General features: G+C 73.6%; 16 protein-coding genes. 7 read left to right on the forward strand and 9 right to left on the reverse strand.

Going from position 1 to position 17894, the window contains the following annotated elements:
• Nucleotides 1-1117: 1117 nt before the first annotated feature.
• Nucleotides 1118-1552, reverse strand: coding sequence for a DUF5319 family protein (locus O2W20_RS04595; RefSeq protein ID WP_269159197.1), 435 nt, complete (start codon nucleotides 1550-1552; stop codon nucleotides 1118-1120).
• Between the two features lie 189 nt (nucleotides 1553-1741).
• Between O2W20_RS04595 and guaB the strand changes: the two genes are divergently transcribed.
• From guaB to O2W20_RS04615, 4 genes are all read left to right on the forward strand, one after another.
• Complete coding sequence (gene guaB / locus O2W20_RS04600; protein WP_269170549.1) at nucleotides 1742-3262, forward strand: IMP dehydrogenase; 1521 nt, start codon at nucleotides 1742-1744, stop codon at nucleotides 3260-3262.
• Nucleotides 3263-3265: 3 nt separating this feature from the next.
• Nucleotides 3266-4429: a GuaB3 family IMP dehydrogenase-related protein gene (locus O2W20_RS04605; RefSeq protein ID WP_269170550.1), complete on the forward strand. Its 1164-nt coding sequence runs from the start codon at nucleotides 3266-3268 to the stop codon at nucleotides 4427-4429.
• Nucleotides 4430-4437: 8 nt separating this feature from the next.
• Nucleotides 4438-6021, forward strand: coding sequence for a glutamine-hydrolyzing GMP synthase (guaA, locus tag O2W20_RS04610; protein WP_269170551.1), 1584 nt, complete (start codon nucleotides 4438-4440; stop codon nucleotides 6019-6021).
• A 76-nt stretch (nucleotides 6022-6097) separates the two neighbouring features.
• Nucleotides 6098-7117 (forward strand): sodium:calcium antiporter, encoded by a 1020-nt coding sequence (locus O2W20_RS04615; RefSeq protein ID WP_269170552.1) that lies wholly within the window; start codon nucleotides 6098-6100, stop codon nucleotides 7115-7117.
• A 57-nt stretch (nucleotides 7118-7174) separates the two neighbouring features.
• On the opposite strand, the gene O2W20_RS04620 is transcribed toward O2W20_RS04615, so the two are convergent.
• Nucleotides 7175-7459, reverse strand: a complete 285-nt coding sequence (locus tag O2W20_RS04620) for a hypothetical protein (RefSeq protein ID WP_269170553.1) — start codon at nucleotides 7457-7459, stop codon at nucleotides 7175-7177.
• Nucleotides 7452-8504, reverse strand: coding sequence for a PspC domain-containing protein (locus tag O2W20_RS04625; protein WP_269185489.1), 1053 nt, complete (start codon nucleotides 8502-8504; stop codon nucleotides 7452-7454). Before O2W20_RS04625 ends, O2W20_RS04620 begins: the two co-directional genes overlap by 8 nt.
• Nucleotides 8505-8638: 134 nt before the next feature.
• Here O2W20_RS04625 and O2W20_RS04630 point away from each other — a divergent pair, with 134 nt between their 5' ends.
• Nucleotides 8639-9877 carry an ATP-binding protein gene (locus tag O2W20_RS04630; protein WP_269170555.1) on the forward strand — a complete coding sequence of 413 codons (1239 nt, stop codon included), beginning with the start codon at nucleotides 8639-8641 and terminating at the stop codon, nucleotides 9875-9877.
• Entirely contained in the window at nucleotides 9874-10542 is a 669-nt protein-coding gene (locus O2W20_RS04635) for a response regulator (RefSeq protein WP_269170556.1), read from the forward strand. The genes O2W20_RS04630 and O2W20_RS04635 overlap by 4 nt, the downstream gene beginning before the upstream one ends.
• Nucleotides 10543-10578: 36 nt before the next feature.
• Here the strand turns inward: O2W20_RS04635 and O2W20_RS04640 are convergent, their stop codons facing one another.
• The 4 genes from O2W20_RS04640 to O2W20_RS04655 all read right to left on the reverse strand — a co-directional run bounded on the left by O2W20_RS04640 (nucleotide 10579) and on the right by O2W20_RS04655 (nucleotide 13222).
• Complete coding sequence (locus tag O2W20_RS04640) at nucleotides 10579-11313, reverse strand: PIG-L deacetylase family protein (protein WP_269170557.1); 735 nt, start codon at nucleotides 11311-11313, stop codon at nucleotides 10579-10581.
• Between the two features lie 13 nt (nucleotides 11314-11326).
• Nucleotides 11327-12241 (reverse strand): RNA polymerase sigma factor SigJ, encoded by a 915-nt coding sequence (sigJ, locus tag O2W20_RS04645; RefSeq protein ID WP_269170558.1) that lies wholly within the window; start codon nucleotides 12239-12241, stop codon nucleotides 11327-11329.
• The gene (locus tag O2W20_RS04650) at nucleotides 12238-12801 is read right to left on the reverse strand and encodes a carboxymuconolactone decarboxylase family protein (protein ID WP_269170559.1); all 564 of its coding nucleotides are present in this window, start codon (nucleotides 12799-12801) and stop codon (nucleotides 12238-12240) included. Before O2W20_RS04650 ends, sigJ begins: the two co-directional genes overlap by 4 nt.
• Nucleotides 12802-12904: 103 nt before the next feature.
• The gene (locus O2W20_RS04655; RefSeq protein ID WP_269170560.1) at nucleotides 12905-13222 is read right to left on the reverse strand and encodes a chorismate mutase; all 318 of its coding nucleotides are present in this window, start codon (nucleotides 13220-13222) and stop codon (nucleotides 12905-12907) included.
• A 260-nt stretch (nucleotides 13223-13482) separates the two neighbouring features.
• On the opposite strand from O2W20_RS04655, the gene pcrA reads away from it, so the two are divergent.
• On the forward strand, nucleotides 13483-15774 hold the full coding sequence (gene pcrA, locus O2W20_RS04660) for a DNA helicase PcrA (protein WP_269170561.1): 2292 nt from the start codon (nucleotides 13483-13485) through the stop codon (nucleotides 15772-15774).
• 51 nt (nucleotides 15775-15825) lie between these two features.
• On the opposite strand, the gene O2W20_RS04665 is transcribed toward pcrA, so the two are convergent.
• A complete protein-coding gene (locus O2W20_RS04665) occupies nucleotides 15826-16692 on the reverse strand; it encodes a M23 family metallopeptidase (protein WP_269171003.1) in 867 nt (288 codons plus the stop codon).
• Between the two features lie 240 nt (nucleotides 16693-16932).
• On the reverse strand, nucleotides 16933-17838 hold the full coding sequence (locus O2W20_RS04670; RefSeq protein ID WP_269170562.1) for an esterase/lipase family protein: 906 nt from the start codon (nucleotides 17836-17838) through the stop codon (nucleotides 16933-16935).
• Between the last annotated feature and the right edge of the window lie 56 nt (nucleotides 17839-17894).

Consider the following 17894-nt stretch of genomic DNA (forward strand, 5'->3'; position numbering starts at 1 on the left):
GCCGGTCCCGTCGGCCGACGATCAGCCGGTGCCCTCGCTCCTCCCCGGTCCGGTCCGGGTCACCGCGTCGTCCCGGCTGGGCGTCTTCACCCTCACCGAGTTGACCGCGGCCGGGGTGACCGAGCGCGAGGTGCGGAGCGCTGTTGGCTCCGGGAACTGGGTCCGGCTGCGCAGAGGCTGGTTCATCGGCGCGGGCGACCTGATGGAGGCCGAGGCGACCGGCCGGCGCCACGAGGTCGACGCCTTGGTGGTGACCGGCTCGCTCGCCAGGCCGAACGCGGTCGTCAGCCACGGCACCGCCGCACGGATCTGGGGGCTGCCCGTCCCGTCGGTGCTCTCGGCGGAGGTGCGGCTGACCGACCCGGACCGCTGGCGCACGGGCCCCGGGTACGCGATGGCCCGCGCTGCCCTGCCGGCCGAGGAGGTCACCACCCGTGGGCTGCACCGGCTCACCACGGTCGCCCGGACGCTCGTGGACAACGCGCGGGAGTGGCCCGAGCTCCCCGCGGTGGCGGCGATGGACGCGGCTCTCCTCAGGGGCTCGGTCACGCCGGAGCAACTGCAGACGACGCTCGACAGTCACCGGTTCGCACCCCGGGCCCCGCGGGCCGTCCGGGCGGTCGCTGCGGCCGACGGGCGGGCCGAGAGGTGGCTGGAGACGAAGGGGCGGCTGCGCTTCCGTGCCGCAGGACTCCCGCTCTTCGTGCCACAGGTCGAGCTGTGGGTCGGGGAGCGGCTGGGCGAAGGTCGTGGACGGTTGGTACGAGGACGCAGCCCTGGCCGTGGAGTTCGACGGTCGGGTGAAGTACGTCCGTACGGCGGCCGCCCCGAGGACGTCCTGTTCGACGAGAAACGGGAGGAAGACGCACTGAGGGCTCTCGGGATCCGCTTCGTCCGTCTGGTGGACGGGGACCTCGAGGCGGGGTGGGCAGCGGTGGAGAGCCGTGTGCGCCGGGAGCTCCGGGTCCCGGGGCCCGGAGCCCGGAGCCCGGAGCTTCCGCACCGTGCCGCGCACGGTCGGGCGTCGTCGCGCTCGGGGTTGAGCCGCCCATCCGACCGTGTGGCCGGTGTGGGAGGCGGCTCGACGGTCGCCCGGGCGGCTCAGCCCCGAGGTCGCTCAGTCGTCGCGGGCGTGCCGGCCGCCGGTGCCGTGCCGGCCGGTGGGCTCCTCGCGCTCGGCGAGCGCGGCCACCCCGTCGGCGTAGCCGCTGGCGTAGTCCCAGCTGACGTAGTCGTCGGGGTCGGGGTCGAACGGCGGCTCGTGCCGGCCGGTCTGGCCCTCGTCGAGCAACTGGCGCAGGTTCGCCTGCATCAGCGCCCAGTCGACGTGGTGTTCCTCGTCGCAGTCGGGGCAGTCGACGACGATGCCCTTGACCCCGGTCGGCTCCAGCAGCGTGCGGAAGACCTCCAGCTCGGCCAGGTCGTCGAGCACCCCAGCCCGTTCCTCCATGGTCAGCGGTGGCTGCACCGAGTGGTCACCGGAACCGAGACCGTCCCCGAAGTCCGGGTCGCGATCCGGGGTCGCGCCGAATGCGTCGTCCCACGCGTCCACGTGTCCTCCTCGCCGGACAGGCCGGCCTTCTCGGTCGCTGCTGGTCAGCCAGCAGTCGGGCCGGGCGCACCCGACCACCGGACCACGGTAGCGGGGGGCGGGAGCCCTCCGGTGCTCCGCCTAACATGAGATGGGATCCCGTGCGCCTCGGAGGCGCTCCCACCGAAGAAGTCGAGAGGGTGGCGGCACATGCAGCCCGACGAGCGCGTCCCTGAACTGCCGGCCAAGTTCGCCCCGCTGGGGCTGACCTACGACGACGTCCTGCTGGTCCCCGGGCCCTCGGACATCGTGCCCACCGACGTGGACACCAGCAGCCGGCTGACCCGCGGCATCCGGCTCGCCATCCCGCTGGTCTCCTCCGCGATGGACACCGTCACCGAGTCGCGGATGGCGATCGCCATGGCCCGCGCCGGTGGCATCGGGATCCTGCACCGCAACCTCGCCGCCGAGGACCAGGCCGGCCAGGTCGACCTGGTCAAGCGCTCCGAGGCCGGCATGGTCACCAACCCGGTCACCTGCTCCCCGGAGAACAGCCTCGCCGAGGTCGACGCGCTGTCGGCCCGCTACCGGATCTCCGGCGCCCCGGTCGTCGACGCCGACGGCGTGCTGGTCGGCATGGTCACCAACCGCGACATGCGCTTCGAGACCGACCAGCACCGGCTGGTGCGCGACGTCATGACGCCGCTGCCGTTGGTTACCGCGCCGGTCGGCGTGGAGCCGGAGCGGGCGCTGGCGCTGCTCAAGCAGCACAAGATCGAGAAGCTGCCGCTGGTGGACGACGCCGGTCGGCTGCGCGGGCTGATCACCGTCAAGGACTTCGTCAAGCGCGACCAGTTCCCCAACGCCACCAAGGACGTCGGCGGCCGGCTGACCGTCGGCGCCGCCCTCGGCGTGGGCGAGGACGCCTACAAGCGGGCCGGGCTGCTCGTGGACGCCGGGGTCGACGTGCTCGTCGTCGACACCGCCCACGGCCACCAGCGTGCCGTGCTGGACATGGTCGCCCGGGTGAAGAAGGAGTTCGCGAACGTCGGCCACGGCGTGCAGGTGGTCGGCGGCAACGTCGCCACCCGCGCCGGTGCGCAGGCGCTGATCGACGCCGGGGTCGACGCGGTCAAGGTCGGCGTCGGGCCGGGCTCGATCTGCACCACCCGCGTGGTGGCCGGGGTCGGCGTCCCGCAGGTCACCGCCATCTACGAGGCCGCGCTCGCCGCCCGTCCGGCCGGGGTGCCGGTCATCGCCGACGGCGGGCTGCAGTACTCCGGTGACATCGTCAAGGCGCTCGTCGCCGGGGCGGACACGGTCATGATCGGCGGCCTGTTCGCCGGGGTCGAGGAGGCCCCGGGGGAGCTGGTCTTCATGAACGGCAAGCAGTACAAGACCTACCGCGGGATGGGCTCCCTCGGCGCGATGCAGAAGCGCGGCAACCAGTCCTTCAGCCGGGACCGCTACTTCGCCGACGACGTCCTCTCCGACGACAAGCTCGTCCCGGAGGGGATCGAGGGGCAGGTGCCCTACCGCGGGCCGCTGTCCGGGGTCGCCCACCAGCTGGTCGGCGGGCTCCGCGCGGGCATGGGCTACGCGGGTGCGGCCACCGTCGCCGACCTGCAGGAGCGTGGCCAGCTGACCCGGATCACCTCCGCCGGGCTGACCGAGAGCCACCCGCACGACATCCAGATGACCGTCGAAGCCCCCAACTACCGAGGCCGCTGACCCATGCCAGTACGCGACAACGTCGAGATCGGCCTGAACCGCTTCGCCCGCCGGGGCTACGACCTGGACGAGGTGTCGATCGTCCCCTCGCGGCGCACCCGCGACCACGACGACGTCTCCACCGCCTGGCAGATCGACGCCTTCCGGTTCGAGATCCCGCTCGTCACCAGCCCCAGCGACGCGGTGGTCAGCCCGGCGACCGCGGTCGCCGTCGGGCGGGCCGGTGGCCTGGGCGTGCTCAACGCCGAGGGCCTGTGGACCCGCTACGACGACCCGACCGACGTCTACCACCGGCTGCGCGAGGCCGCCGGCCCGGACAGCGGACCGCCGACCGCCCTGCTGCAGGAGGTCTACGCCGCGCCCGTTCAGCCGGACCTGATCACCAGCCGGATCAAGGAGCTGCGCGACTCGGGCGTGACGACGGCGGTCCGGGTCTCCCCGCAGCACACGGCCTGGCTGGCGCCGGCGATCCTGGCCGCCGGGGTCGACCTGCTGGTCATCCAGGGCACGATCGTCTCCGCGGAGCACGTCAGCACCGGCGGGGACGCGCTGAACCTCAAGGAGTTCATCGCCGACCTCGACGTCCCGGTGATCGTGGGCGGCGCCGCGGACTACCAGACCGCGCTGCACCTGATGCGCACCGGAGCGGCCGGGGTGATCGTCGGTGTCGGCGCCGACAGCTGGTCGACCGCGGACGCCGTGATGGGGATCCGGGTGCCGCTGGCCAGCGCCATCGCCGACGCCGCCGCGGCCCGCCGGGACTACCTGGACGAGACCGGTGGCCGGTACGTGCACGTCATCGCCAACGGCCGGATCGAGACCAGCGGCGCCATCGCCCGTGCCCTGGCCTGCGGCGCCGACGCCGTCCAGCTCGGGGAGCCGCTGCGCACCGCCGCGGAGGCCCCGGCCGGCGGTGTGTGGTGGGACTCGGTGGCCGCGCACCCGCGGTTGCCCCGCGGCGGGACGTCGGCACCGGCGCAGGCCCGCGGCACCCTCGAGGAGGTGCTGCTCGGCCCGGCCACCGCCGCCGACGGGCGCACCAACCTCTTCGGTGCCCTGCGCCGCACCATGGCCAAGACCGGCTACCGGGACCTCAAGGAGTTCCAGCGGGTCGACCTGGTGCTCGGTGGGGGCAGCGACGACGCACCCGGCCACCTGGCCGGCTGAGCGCGGCGATGAGCAGCGGTCTGTCGAACATGGACTTCCCGACCGTGCTGGTCGTCGACTTCGGCGCCCAGTACGCGCAGTTGATCGCCCGGCGCATCCGCGAGGCCGGCGTGTACTCCGAGCTCGTCGGCTCCGACGTGCCGGTCGCCGAGCTGCTGGCCCGCAAGCCCGCGGCGATCGTGCTCTCCGGTGGGCCCTCCAGCGTCTACGCCGAGGGTGCTCCGCAGCTCGACCCGGCCGTCTTCGAGGCGGGCGTGCCGGCCTTCGGCATCTGCTACGGGTTCCAGGCGATGGCCGCCAGCCTCGGCGGCACGGTGGCCCGCACCGGCGACCGGGAGTACGGCGGCACCCCGCTGACCGTGACCACGCCGGGGCAGCTGTTCGGTGAGCTGCCCACCGAGCAGTCGGTGTGGATGAGCCACGGCGACGCGGTCTCCGCCGCACCGCCCGGGTTCACCGTCACCGCCACCAGCACCGGTGCGCCGGTCGCGGCCTTCGAGGACGTCGACCGGCGGCTGGCCGGCGTGCAGTTCCACCCCGAGGTGAAGAACACCCCGCACGGGCAGACGGTGCTCGAGCACTTCCTGTTCGACATCGCCGGCCTGGAGCCGAGCTGGACGATGGCCAACGTCGTCGACGAGCAGGTCGCCTCGATCCGGGCCCAGATCGGTGACCGCCGGGCCATCTGCGGGCTGTCCGGCGGGGTCGACTCCGCGGTGGCCGCCGCGCTGGTCCAACGGGCCATCGGTGACCGGCTCACCTGCGTCTACGTCGACCACGGGCTGATGCGCGAGGGCGAGACCGAGCAGATCGAGCGGGACTTCGTCGCCGTCACCGGCGCCGACCTGCGCGTCGTCGACGCCAGTGACCAGTTCCTGGCCGCGCTGGCCGGGGTCAGCGACCCCGAGACGAAGCGGAAGATCATCGGCCGGGAGTTCATCCGGGTCTTCGAGCAGGCCGCGCTCGACGTGATCGCCGACGCCAAGGAGCACGGCGAGACCGTCGACTTCCTGGTGCAGGGCACCCTCTACCCCGACGTGGTGGAGTCCGGTGGCGGCACCGGGACGGCGAACATCAAGAGCCACCACAACGTCGGCGGGCTCCCCGAGGACCTGACGTTCACCCTGGTCGAGCCGCTGCGCACGCTCTTCAAGGACGAGGTGCGCGAGGTCGGCCGACAGCTGGGCCTGCCCGACACCCTGGTGCAGCGCCAGCCGTTCCCCGGCCCGGGCCTGGGCATCCGGATCATCGGCGAGGTCACGGCTGAGCGGCTGGACGTGCTGCGCCAGGCCGACGCGATCGCCCGCGAGGAGCTGACCGCGGCGAAGCTGGACACCGAGATCTGGCAGTGCCCGGTGGTGCTGCTGGCCGACGTCCGATCGGTGGGGGTGCAGGGCGACGGGCGCACCTACGGCCATCCCGTGGTGCTGCGCCCGGTGTCCAGCGAGGACGCGATGACCGCCGACTGGACCCGGCTGCCCTACGACGTGCTGGCGAGGATCTCCACCCGGATCACGAACGAGGTGGCCGAGGTGAACCGGGTGGTGCTCGACGTGACGAGCAAGCCCCCGGGCACGATCGAGTGGGAGTAGCCGCCCGAGTGGCGAGGCCCCGCGCGTCATGATCAGGTTGTCGTCGATCTGATCGACCACGCGAGGAGGTACCGGAGTGACCGCGGGGGTGTGGCCACTCTGGCCCAGCGTGCTGGCCCTCGCCGCCATGGCGGCGGTGATCATCTTCGCCGGCATCCGGCTGACCCGCGCCGCCGACGAGCTCGCCGACCGGACCGGCCTGGGTGATGCGATCGGCGGCGCGCTGCTGCTCGGCGCGGTCACCTCGCTGCCGGGCATCGTGACCACCGCGACCGGTGCGCTGGAGGGGGATCCCGCTTTCGGTCTGGCCAACCCGATCGGTGGGGTGGCGGTCCAGACGGTCTGGCTGGCGATCGCCGACCTGGTCTACCGCCGGGCCAACCTCGAGCACGCCGCCGCCTCGCTGGAGAACGTGCTGCAGGCGCTGATCCTGATCGGGATGCTCTCCCTGCCGGTGGTCGCCTACGCGACCCCGACCCTGCAGTGGGGCTGGGTGCACCCGGTCACCCTGCTGATCCCGGTGCTCTACGGCTACGGGCTGGTCCTGCTCCGGCGGATGCACGACCATCCCATGTGGCAACCCATCCAGACGTCGGCGACGGTCGAGGACATCGAACCCGACGGCACCGACGCCTCGACCCGCCGGCTGTGGGTGCAGCTCGCGTCCCTGGCCCTGGTGGTCGGCGTCGCCGGCTGGGTCATCGGCCAGGCCGGCCTGGGTGTCGTCGCGGCGACCGGGCTGCCGAGCGGCGTCGTCGGGTTCACCCTCACGACGGCGGTCACCTCGCTGCCCGAGCTCGTGGTGCTGATCACCGCGGTACGCATGGGGGCGCTGACCCTGGGGATCGGCAACATCATCGGCGGGAACGTCTTCGACACCCTGATGATCCCGGTGGCCGACATCGCCTACCTGGAAGGCCCCGTCTACCGCGACGCGGGTGAGACCAGCCTGGTGCTGCTGGGCGGCACGATCCTGATGATCACCGTGCTGGCGGCCGGGCTGGTCATGCGCGAGCGCAAGGGCATCGGCTTCGAGGGCTTCCTGCTGCCGCTGATCTACCTCGGCACGGTGGCCCTGGCGGTCGTCACCCGCTGACCGGCCGGGCCCGGGAGCACCTCCCGGACCCGGCCGCGGTGAGACCTCAGCTCGCCGTCAGCCGCGGCGGCGGGCCTTGCGCCACTCGTTGACCAGCAGCGCGGTCCCGGCGCCGATCAGGATGACCCAGGCGATCCCGTTGCCGAACCAGTCGAAGGACAGGTCCACCCCGGCCATCAGCAGGATCGCCACCAGGATGAACAGCACCCCGGCGACCAGTGCGCCGTTGTCGACGTCGCGTCGGCGGCCGGACTCGTCGACGGCGGACGTCGCGGAGCTGCCGGTGGTGCCCTGCGGGAACACCTCGGTGTCCCGCCGTCCGTAGGGGTCGTGCTCAGCCACGGGACACCTCCACGTCACCCAGACCTGCGTTGATGGTGATCTCGAACTCCGGCTCGGAGTCCCCGGACCAGTCGGCCGTGCCCCGGCCGGGGAAGAAGCCGGCCTCCACCCTGTCGCCGAACAGGTCGGTCTCGCCGAGCCCCTGCACGACCTCGAGCTGCACGTCGGCGGAGAACGGCACGATCACCTCGATGTCGCCGAGCCCGGAGTCGATCCGGGTGGTGATCGGTGAGTCCAGGTCGGCCAGCTCGTCGGAGTCCACGCCGCGCAGGTCCAGCAGCAGGTCACCGACCCCGTTCTCGTACTCCGACTGCACCGCGACCGCCGACGCCGGGCGCCAGGTGCGGTCGCCCATGCTGCCGTTGGGGACGTCGACCGTCGCGGCGATCGCGAGCGCCACGGAGAGCACCATGCCCAGCCCGATGAGCCCGCCCTTGGCGCCCCGGCCGATCCCGGTCAGCGCACCGAACACCAGGCCGACGCCGACGATCAGCAGGGCGCTGCCCAGCACGCCGCGGGCGCCCAGGTCCACGGTGGTGAACTGGTCGAGCATCACCGCGATGCCGGCGATGATCAGCAGCGCCGCGATCGTCACCCCGGGCACCGGGGACCGCGCGCCGGTCCGGACCTGCTCCGGAACACCTGGCTGGCCGGGCGGCGCGGCGGGGGCGGCCGGCATGAGCAGCCACAGCAGCACGTAGATGATCAGGCCGCTGCCGCCGGCGAGGGTGAGCGCGATGGCGCCCACCCGCCACAGCAGGGCGTCGACGCCGGTGTACTCGGCCAGGCCGCCGGCGACGCCGCCGATCACCCTGTCGGTGCGGCTGCGCCGCAGCGGCGGCCGGGCGACCGAGCCCGGTGGAGGAGGAGGCGGCCAGGAGCCCGGGGGAGGGGGAGGCGGCCAGGAGCCCGGGGGAGGGGGAGGCGGCCAGGAGCCCGGGGGAGGGGGAGGCGGCCAGGAGCCCGGGGGAGGGGGAGGCGGCCAGGAGCCCGGCGGCTGCTCGGCCGCCGGGGGCGGGGTGGAGGGAGGGACTGCTGAGGTCATGCCACGAGCCTGCCCACTCCGGGGGCCCAGCGGTATCAGGGAACCCCCTGGACCGACCCTGATCCGTGCCGGCCGCCCCGCCTCCGGGTGATCACCGGTGTGCGCGGCGCGGGGACGGTGACACCATCGGGACCGTGACCACCAGCACCGCGCCGACGGCCGGGCAGCCCGCCCCGCCCGCGGCCCGGCTCCCCGACGGTCGCCCGGCCCGGCCCCCGCTGGCGCGGCCGGCCAGCGGCCGGCTGCTGGCCGGGGTGGCCGCCGGGACGGCCGCGCATCTGCGCCTGGACCCGCTGGTGGTCCGGGTGGTCGTGATCGGCCTCGCGTTCACCGGGGTGGGCGTGGTCGCCTACGCACTGCTGTGGCTGACCATGCCGGTCGCCGACCCGTCCGGGGACGGCGCCCCGAGCGCCGTCCTGAGCCAGCGCCCCAGCCGTCGCCAGCTGATCCTGCTGGCGCTGCTGTCCTTCGTCGTCTTCGGGCTGGTCTCCCAGCTGCTCACCTTCGGCGGCTACGACGTCGTCCTGCCGCTGGTGCTCGCCGGGATCGGCCTGGCGGTGATCTGGCGGCAGACCGACACCGACGCCTCGCTCTCCCGCCGCACCAGCCGCTGGGCGCTGGCCGCCGGCGTCGTCGTCGGCGTGGTCGGCGTGGTGCTGCTGCTGGCGACCACCGGCCAGCTGGCCAACGCCCGCAACGGCTTCACCGCCACCGTGGTGATCCTGGTCGGCCTTGCCTTGGCGACCGCCCCGCTGTGGCGCCGCCTGCTCGACCAGCGCGCGACCGAGCGGGCCGCCCGGATCCGGTCGGAGGAGCGCGCCGCGGTCGCCGCCCACCTGCACGACTCGGTGCTGCAGACCCTCGCGCTGATCCAGCGGCACGCGGCCGACCCCACGGTGGTGGGCCGGCTGGCCCGCAGCCAGGAGCGGGAACTGCGGGCGTGGCTGTACGAGCCGACCGTCGCCACCGGCGGCACCTGGGCCGGGCTGGTCGCCCGGCTGGTGGCCGAGGTGGAGGCCGACCACGCCGTCACCGTCGAGCCGGTCGTCGTCGGGGACCTGCCCGTCGACGACGCGGTCGCCACCCTCGGCCAGGCCGCCCGGGAGGCGGTGGTCAACGCCGCGAAGCACTCCGGTGCGCCGTCCGTCTCGCTGTACAGCGAGGTGACGCCGGGCGCGGTGACGGTGTTCGTCCGGGACCGCGGCACCGGGTTCGACCCGGCCGCCGTGCCGGGCGACCGGCGCGGGCTGCGCGACTCGGTGGTGGGACGGCTGACCCGACTGGGCGGCACGGCGACGGTGCGATCCGCGCCGGGAGAGGGGACCGAGGTGGAGCTGTGCCTGCCGCGCGAGCGGACGGAGGCGCCGGCATGACGGCCACGGGGCGCACCCGGGTCTTCCTGGTCGACGACCACGCGATGGTCCGCGCCGGGGTGCGGGCCGAGCTGGGCGAGGAGGTCGAGGTGGTCGGCGAGGCGGCCGACGTCCCGACCGCGGTCGCCGGCATCCGGGCCAGCACGCCGGACGTCGTCCTGCTCGACGTGCACCTGCCCGGCGGCGGGGGCCACGCCGTCCTCGAGTCGCTGCGCACCGAGCTGCCCTCGACCCGCTGGCTGGCGCTGTCGGTCTCCGACGCCGCCGAGGACGTCATAGCCGTCATCCGGGCCGGGGCCCGGGGGTACGTCACCAAGACGATCTCCGGCGCCGACCTGCGGGACGCCGTCCGCCGGGTCGCCGAGGACGACGTCGTGTTCAGCCCCCGGCTGGCCGGCTTCGTGCTCGACGCCTTCTCCGCGGGCCCCGCGGCCCCCGAGCCCCCCGACGACCCGGCCACCGACCCCGGCCTGGACCTGCTGTCGGCCCGCGAGCGGGAGGTGATGCAGCTGCTGGCCCGCGGCTACACCTACCGGGAGATCGGTGGCCGGCTGTTCATCTCGGTGAAGACGGTGGAGTCCCACGCCTCCAACGTGCTGCGCAAGCTACAGCTGTCCAACCGCAACGAACTCACCCGCTGGGCGGCCACCAACCGGCTGCTGTGATGCGGTGGCCGCGGGTGCCGTCCGGAGGCCGACGGGTCAACCGGTGTAGACGACGTGGAAGGCCTCGGCCAGTCGGCCCTCGGGCAGGCCGTGGGTGCGGGCGTTCTGCCGCATCCAGCCGGTCAGGAACTCCGCCACCTGGCCCTCGGGCCAGTGCGAGACCTGGCTGACGTGCGAGCCCAGCGCGGCGAGCTTGCGGTCGAGCACGTCGGTCACGTCCACGGCGTGGTCCGAGCGGGGGCCACCGCCCAGCCACACCTCCGACACCGTCCAGGCCTCCAGGCCCTCGTCGGCCAGCAGCTCGGGGAAGGCGAAGGGGTTGCGGGCGTCGGGGTACACCGCCCGCAACGTGGACTCGCCCACGGTCATGTGGTCGGGGTGGCTGGCGCCGATCCGCTCCCAGAACCGCTCGGGTGAGCTGGTCAGCACCCGCTGCGGGCGCACCTGCCGGATCACCCGGCTGATGTCTCGGCGCAGGTCCAGCGTCGGCTCCAGCCGCCCGTCCGGGTACCCGAGGAACCGGACGTCGGTGACCCCGACCGCAGCCGCGGCGGCACGCTGTTCGGCCCGGCGCAGCGGCCCCATCTCCTCGCGCGGGGTCTCGTCGAAGCCACCGGCGTCCCCGTCGGTGATGATGCAGTAGGTGACCTCGGTGCCCGCCGCGGTCCAGCCGGCCACGGTGCCCGAGCTGCCGAAGTCGACGTCGTCGGGGTGGGCGAGCACGCAGAGGGCGCGCTCGACGAACGGGGCAGGGGCCTCGGGCAGCGGCATCACGCGGGCGAGCCTAGGTCGCGGCGCGCGGGTGTCCGGCCAGGCCCCGCAGCTTGTCGGGGTTGCGGACGACCAGCACCTGTCCGATGCGCCCGTCGACGACGACCAGCGACATGGTCAGGAACGGCTCGGCACCGCTCCAGGCCACGATCGCCGCAGCGCCGTTGATCTCCACCACCTCGATCCGAAGGTCGGGCACGTCCGTGGCCTGGGCGGCGATCGCGACCAGGAACCGGGTGACCCTCTCCGCGCCGGTGATCGGCCGCAGCGCCGCCTTCGCCTTGCCGCCGCCGTCGCTGACCAGCACCACGTCGGGCGCCAGCGCCGCCAGCAGCGCCTCGACGTCACCGCCTGCGCAGGCAGCCAGGAAGCGGTCGGTCACCTCCCGCTGGGCACGGCGGTCGGTGTCGAACCGGGGGCGGCGGGCTTGGACGTGTTCCCGTGCCCGGTGCGCCATCTGCCGGACTGCGGACTCGCTGCGGCCCAGCGCTGCTGCGACCTCGGCCACCGGCAGGGCGAAGACCTCGCGGAGCACGAAGACCGCACGCTCGGCGGGGGAGAGGGTCTCCAGCACTACCAGCAGGGCCAGGGACACCGCCTCCCCGGTCTCCGCGACCTCGCTCGGGTCGGCCGGGCCTGGTGCCGCGGCGACCCGGTTCTCCCCGGTGAGCAGCGGCTCGGGCAGCCACGGCCCGACGTAGCTCTCCCGCCGGGCCCGGGCGGAACGCAGCCGGTCGAGCGCCAGCCGGGTGGTGACCTGCACCAGGTAGGCCCGCGGGTCGGTGACGTCGGCCCGGTCGGCCGCCGACCAGCGCAGCCAGGCGTCCTGCACGGCATCCTCGGCCTCGGCCACGCTGCCCAGCAACTGGTAGGCGACGGAGAAGAGCAGCCGGCGGTGGCCGGTGAACAGGTCGGCGGCGGCGGTCACCGGCCCGGCACCTCGCACCGGTCCCGGAAGCCCTGACTGGTCAGCCCGAGGGCGGCGTTGGTCCGGGAGCGGGAGTTCTCCACGGAGATCATCATGGTGAGCTCCACCAGTTGGGCGTCGTCCAGGTCTCGCCGCAGGTCCGCGACCATCTCATCGGTCACCTGCGGTGGGGTTACCGTCATGGCCTCTGCGTAGGCCATCACCCGTCGTTCCAGGTCGCTGTACACCGGGCTGTCCCGCCACCGCGGGACGTCGCCGAGCTTGGCCGGGTCCACCCCGCGCTGGCTGCTCTCCCAGAAGCCGAAGTCCAGGCACCAGGCACAGCCGATGGTGGTCGCCGAGGACATCACTGCCAGCGCCTTGAGCGTCGGGTCCAGCCGGCGCCACCGGGCCACGCTCTTCTCGAAGCGGACCTGGCTGAGCAGCACGCGAGGGTGGTGCGCCATCGCCGCGCCCGGGTCGAGCACCGCCCCATAGGTACGGCGGGACCACCACTCCGCGGCCCGGGTCAGCAGGGTGCGGGGCGGGTCGAGCGAGATGCGGGCGGTGTCGGTGGTCATGTTCGTCGTCCTCTCCGTCGGCTGGTGCCCATGGAGACGGGACGGCGGCCCTGGACGTGACATCCGCACGCGGCCGCACCAGGGCCGGCCGAGGAGGACGGCGTCAGAGCCGGCCGCGGCCCTGGCGCAGCAGCATCATCCCGAGCGTCGAGCCGTCCGGGCCGAGGGCGTCGCGGAAGCGGGAGAGCACCCGCTGCTCGCGGGACAGCGACAGCCGCATGCCACCACTCGCGGTGCGCAGCGAGCCGATCTCCTGCGAGATGGCCAGCCGGCGCCGGACGAGCGCGATGATCTCGGCGTCGCAGGCGTCGATCTCCCCGCGCAGCGCGTCGATCCGCGCCGCGGGGTCCGTCGCGGTGCCGGCGGCCGAGCTGCCGGTGCTGGGGGAGAGGGCGGTGCTGGTGGAGAGCGCGGTGCTCATCGGTTCCTCCGGGGTGCAGGAGGCCGTCGGGACCCCGGAGACGGAAAAACGCCCCGGGGCCGTGGGCCCGGGGCGTCGTGTGCGGTGGCGGTTCAGCCAGCCGAGACGGACACCGGAACCCGGTGGCCGTAGTAAAACTCTCGGGGGCTGAGCACGTCCAGAAGTGTGCCACAGCCCACGGTCTGGAGCCACCGCCGACCACCCCGCCGACACGCGGGCCGCCCGGAGCTGTCGGGGTCCCGGCTTAGAGTGGCGGCGTCATGAGCAGCCCCCAGCACACCCTCCCCGGCACCGCCGCGCTCCCCCGGCACACCTCCGGCCAGACCGGCCGCGAGCTGGACCGGATGCTCGCCGGCCTGAACGGCCCGCAGCGCGAGGCCACGATCCACGAGGGCAGCCCGCTGCTCATCGTCGCCGGGGCCGGCTCGGGCAAGACGCGGGTGCTCACCCACCGGATCGCCTACCTGCTCGGCGCCCGCGGCGTGCAGCCCGGCGAGATCATGGCGATCACCTTCACCAACAAGGCCGCCGGGGAGATGAAGGAGCGCGTCGCCGCGCTGGTCGGCCCACGGGCCCGGGCCATGTGGGTGTCCACGTTCCACTCGATGTGCGTGCGCATCCTGCGGGCCGAGGCCGGCAAGCTCGGCATGAAGAGCTCGTTCACCATCTACGACCAGGGCGACTCCGTCCGGCTGATGACGATGGTCGCCCGCGACCTGGATCTCGACGCCAAGCGGTATCCCGGCCGCAGCCTGGCCAACCAGGTGTCGAACCTGAAGAACGAGCTGGTCGACGAGGAGTCCTACGCCCCGCAGACGGCACCGGAGAAGGTGCTGAAGGAGGCGTACACCCTCTACCAGCGGCGGTTGCGCGAGGCGCACGCCATGGACTTCGACGACCTGATCATGACCACGGTGCACCTGCTCCAGGCCTTCCCCGATGTGGCCGAGCACTACCGCCGCCGGTTCCGGCACGTGCTGGTCGACGAGTACCAGGACACCAACCACGCCCAGTACGTGCTGGTCCGCGAGCTGGTCGGCACGCACGGCGGCCCGGTGCCGCCGGCCGAGCTGTGCGTCGTCGGCGATGCCGACCAGTCGATCTACGCCTTCCGCGGCGCGACGATCCGCAACATCGACGAGTTCGAGCGCGACTACCCCGACGCCACCACGATCGTGCTGGAGCAGAACTACCGCTCCACCCAGCGCATCCTGCGCGCGGCCAACCAGGTGATCGCCCGCAACACCGCCCGCCGGCCGAAGAACCTGTGGTCCGACGCCGGTGACGGCGAGCTGATCGAGGGCTACGTCGCCGACAACGAGCACGACGAGGCCGCCTGGGTCGCCGAGCAGATCGACGCGCTCACCGACGAGGGCAAGGCCCGGCCGGCCGACATCGCGATCTTCTACCGCACCAACAACGCCTCCCGCGTCTTCGAGGAGGTGTTCATCCGGGTCGGCATGCCCTACAAGGTTGTCGGCGGGGTGCGCTTCTACGAGCGGCGGGAGGTCCGGGACGCGGTCGCCTACCTGAAGGTGGTCGCCAACCCGGCCGACGTGGTGAGCCTGCGGCGGGTGCTGAACACGCCCAAGCGTGGGATCGGCGAGCGGGCCGAAGCGTGCGTCGAGCGGTTCGCCGACCGTGAGCGGATCCCGTTCGCCAGCGCGCTGCGCCGGTGCTCGGAGGTCGGTGACCTGGCCACCCGGTCGCTCAAGGCGATCCAGGAGTTCGTCGCCCTGCTGGAGGAGTTCGAGCAGCTGGTCGAGACCGGGTCGGGTCCGGCGGCCCTGCTGGAGAGCGTCCTGGACCGCACCGGCTACCTGGCCGAGCTCGAGGCCAGCACCGACCCCCAGGACGAGGGGCGGGTCGACAACCTCAACGAGCTGATCTCGGTGGCCGCCGAGTTCGAGGCTGCCAACCCCGGGGGCACGGTCACCGAGTTCCTCGAGCAGGTCTCACTCGTCGCCGACGCCGACCAGATCCCGGTCAGCGGCGACGAGGCCGGCGTGGTGACCCTGATGACCCTGCACACCGCCAAGGGCCTGGAGTTCCCGGTGGTCTTCCTCACCGGCCTGGAGGACGGCGTCTTCCCGCACCTGCGGGCCCTCGGTGACCCGCGGGAACTGGAGGAGGAGCGCCGGCTGGCCTACGTGGGCATCACCCGGGCGCGCCAGCGGCTGTTCCTCTCCCGGGCCACCGTGCGCACCAACTGGGGGCAGCCGGCCTACAACCCGCCGTCCCGGTTCCTCGACGAGCTGCCGGCCGACGCCGTCCACTGGGAGCGGCTGGAGCCGGCCCCCAGCAAGCCGATGAGCTCCGCGCAGGCGCGGGTCGCCTCGACCGGCCTGTCGACCGGGGGCCTCCGCGGTGGTGCGGGCAACCGGGCGGTGATCAGCGTCGACGTCGGCGACCGGGTCAGCCACGATGCTTTCGGGCTCGGCACGGTGGTCGAGATCAACGGCGCCGGCGACAAGGCGCAGGCCACGGTCGATTTCGGCTCCGGCGGCACCAAGCGCCTCGTGCTCCGCTATGCGCCCCTCGTCAAGTTGTAGGGCCCCTCGTCAAGCTGCAGGGCCCCACTGGTCGAGCTGTAGCGAGGCCGCTCAGCCGACGGACAGGCCGCGCTCGGCGAGCCACGCCTCCGGGTCGATCGGCTTGCCGTTCATCCCACCGCGGTGGATCTCGAAGTGCAGGTGCGGCCCCGTCGACTGACCCTGGTTGCCGACCTTGGCGATCTGCTGACCTGCCGAGACGACGTCGCCGGCGGACACGTCGTAGTAGCGCATGTGCCCGTAGATCTGGACGTTCCCGTCGGCGTCCTGGATGTAGACGGCGTTGCCGTAGCCCGACGCGGGGCCGGCGCGCAGCACGACCCCGTCCGCCGCGGCGAAGATCGGCGTGCCGAGCGGGGCGGCGAGGTCGAGGCCCCAGTGCATGGTGCCCCAGCGCTGGCAGAAGCACGTGGTCAGCCGGCCGGCGGTGGGCACGACGAAGTCGGGCTCGCGCGCGGCCCGCGAGGCGGCGATCTCGCTCAGTCGGGCCTGGGCCTCCGCCTGACTGATCTCTCCGCGGACCCCCTCGACGTCCACGCCGCCGGCGAAGCTGGCATCGGCCAGGCCCAGCCCGTAGTCCACTCCAGAGGCCACCGGGGCGGGAGCGGGCTCGCCGAGGCCGCCCATCAGCGAGGTCGCCAGGGCGCCGACGACGGCGACGGCGAGCAGCACCGGCGCCCGGCGACGCGGCGGGCGGGGGACGCGGCGTCGCGGGGCCGCACCCGGTGAGCTCGGCGGCGTCTCCTCGGGTTCGGCCGGGGCGCCGGTGGCGGTGCTCGGGTCGGTCTCCTGGGTGGCCGCCCACTCGCGGTCCCAGTCCCAGTCGTCGTCGAACTGGTCGGTCCAGTCGCCGGACGCGCCGGCGAGGGGTGCGGCGGGGACGACTTCGGACTGCCTGCGGCCGACGAGTTCTCGCATACGGGACAACGGGCACCTTCCCGGGCAGCACGCCGGGGTTGCCGGGCGTCGTCGGGCACCAGCCGGCCGCAGGGAGCGGCTGGTGCTGGCACTGCGGTCTCGGTGACGCCGACGGAAATCCCATCGGTGTCATTCGAGACGCTACGGAGGGCGGCGGAGGCCACCAACGACCTGACTACGCGTGTCGTGAAGGAGAGCTATGAGTGATGACACCCGCAGTTGGCAGGTGTCGACATGTGGTCAGGCGGCAGCGACGGGAGCGTCGTCGATGCCGGTCCGCAGGCCGGCCAGGGTCGCGGCGACCTCGTCCACCACACCCCGGTGGATGGGCAGCGACATGTGGCCGACGCCGGGCACGAGGACGTTGCGGGCCTGGAGGTCGGGGTGGTCGCAGCGGCCGGCCGACGACGGCACGACCATCTGGTCCAGGTCGCTGTAGACCGCCGTCACCCGGGTCCGGCACTCCGGTGCCGGAGCGGCGAGCTCCTGGAACAGGGCCGACCCCGGGCGGAGCTGGCGCACCAGGCGGGTGGGCAGGACGTGCGCCCACCGGCTCCCACCGTGCGGCGTCCCGAGGGTGACCAGCGACTCCACCCGTGCATCACCGCCCAGGCGCTGCACGAGGTACCGGGCGACGAGCCCGCCGAGGCTGTGGCCCACCACGTGCACCCGGTCGTGACCGGTCGCCCGGCAGACCTCCTCGATGTGCTGGCCCAGGGCCTCGGCCGCGCTCTCCACATCGCGCAGCAGTGGGCTGTAGTTCCAGGTGCAGACCTGGGCGAAGCCGCGTCGGCGGAGGCCCCGGCGCATCACCGCGAACACCGACCGGTTGTCGACCAGCCCGTGGACCAGGACGACGGGGATGCGGGCGGCCAGGGGGTCGGCGGCGAACAGGGCCCGGACGGCGGCCGGCTGCGGGCTGGGTCGGTAGCTCCCGTCGGGACGCAGCCGCTCGGTGCGGGTGCCGAGGGGGTAGAGCAGCGTGTGTGCCCCCACCCAGGCCAGCTCGGTGAGGCTACCGGTGATCGCGGCCGGGGAGACCAGCCGCCGGAGGCCGGTGCGCCGAGGGGTCGCTGGGACGTCGCTCCCTGCTCCCCCGCGCGGGGCGTGCCAGGCTGGTGCGGAGGGCAGAACGGGTACCTGCACGCCGTTCTCCCTCCCGTCCGTCCCGGCACCGCGCCGGGCGGCGCGCCATGGGCAGT

The sequence above is a fragment of the Modestobacter sp. VKM Ac-2982 genome, assembly GCF_026967935.1.
In the GTDB taxonomy this organism is placed as follows: Bacteria; Actinomycetota; Actinomycetes; order Mycobacteriales; family Geodermatophilaceae; genus Modestobacter.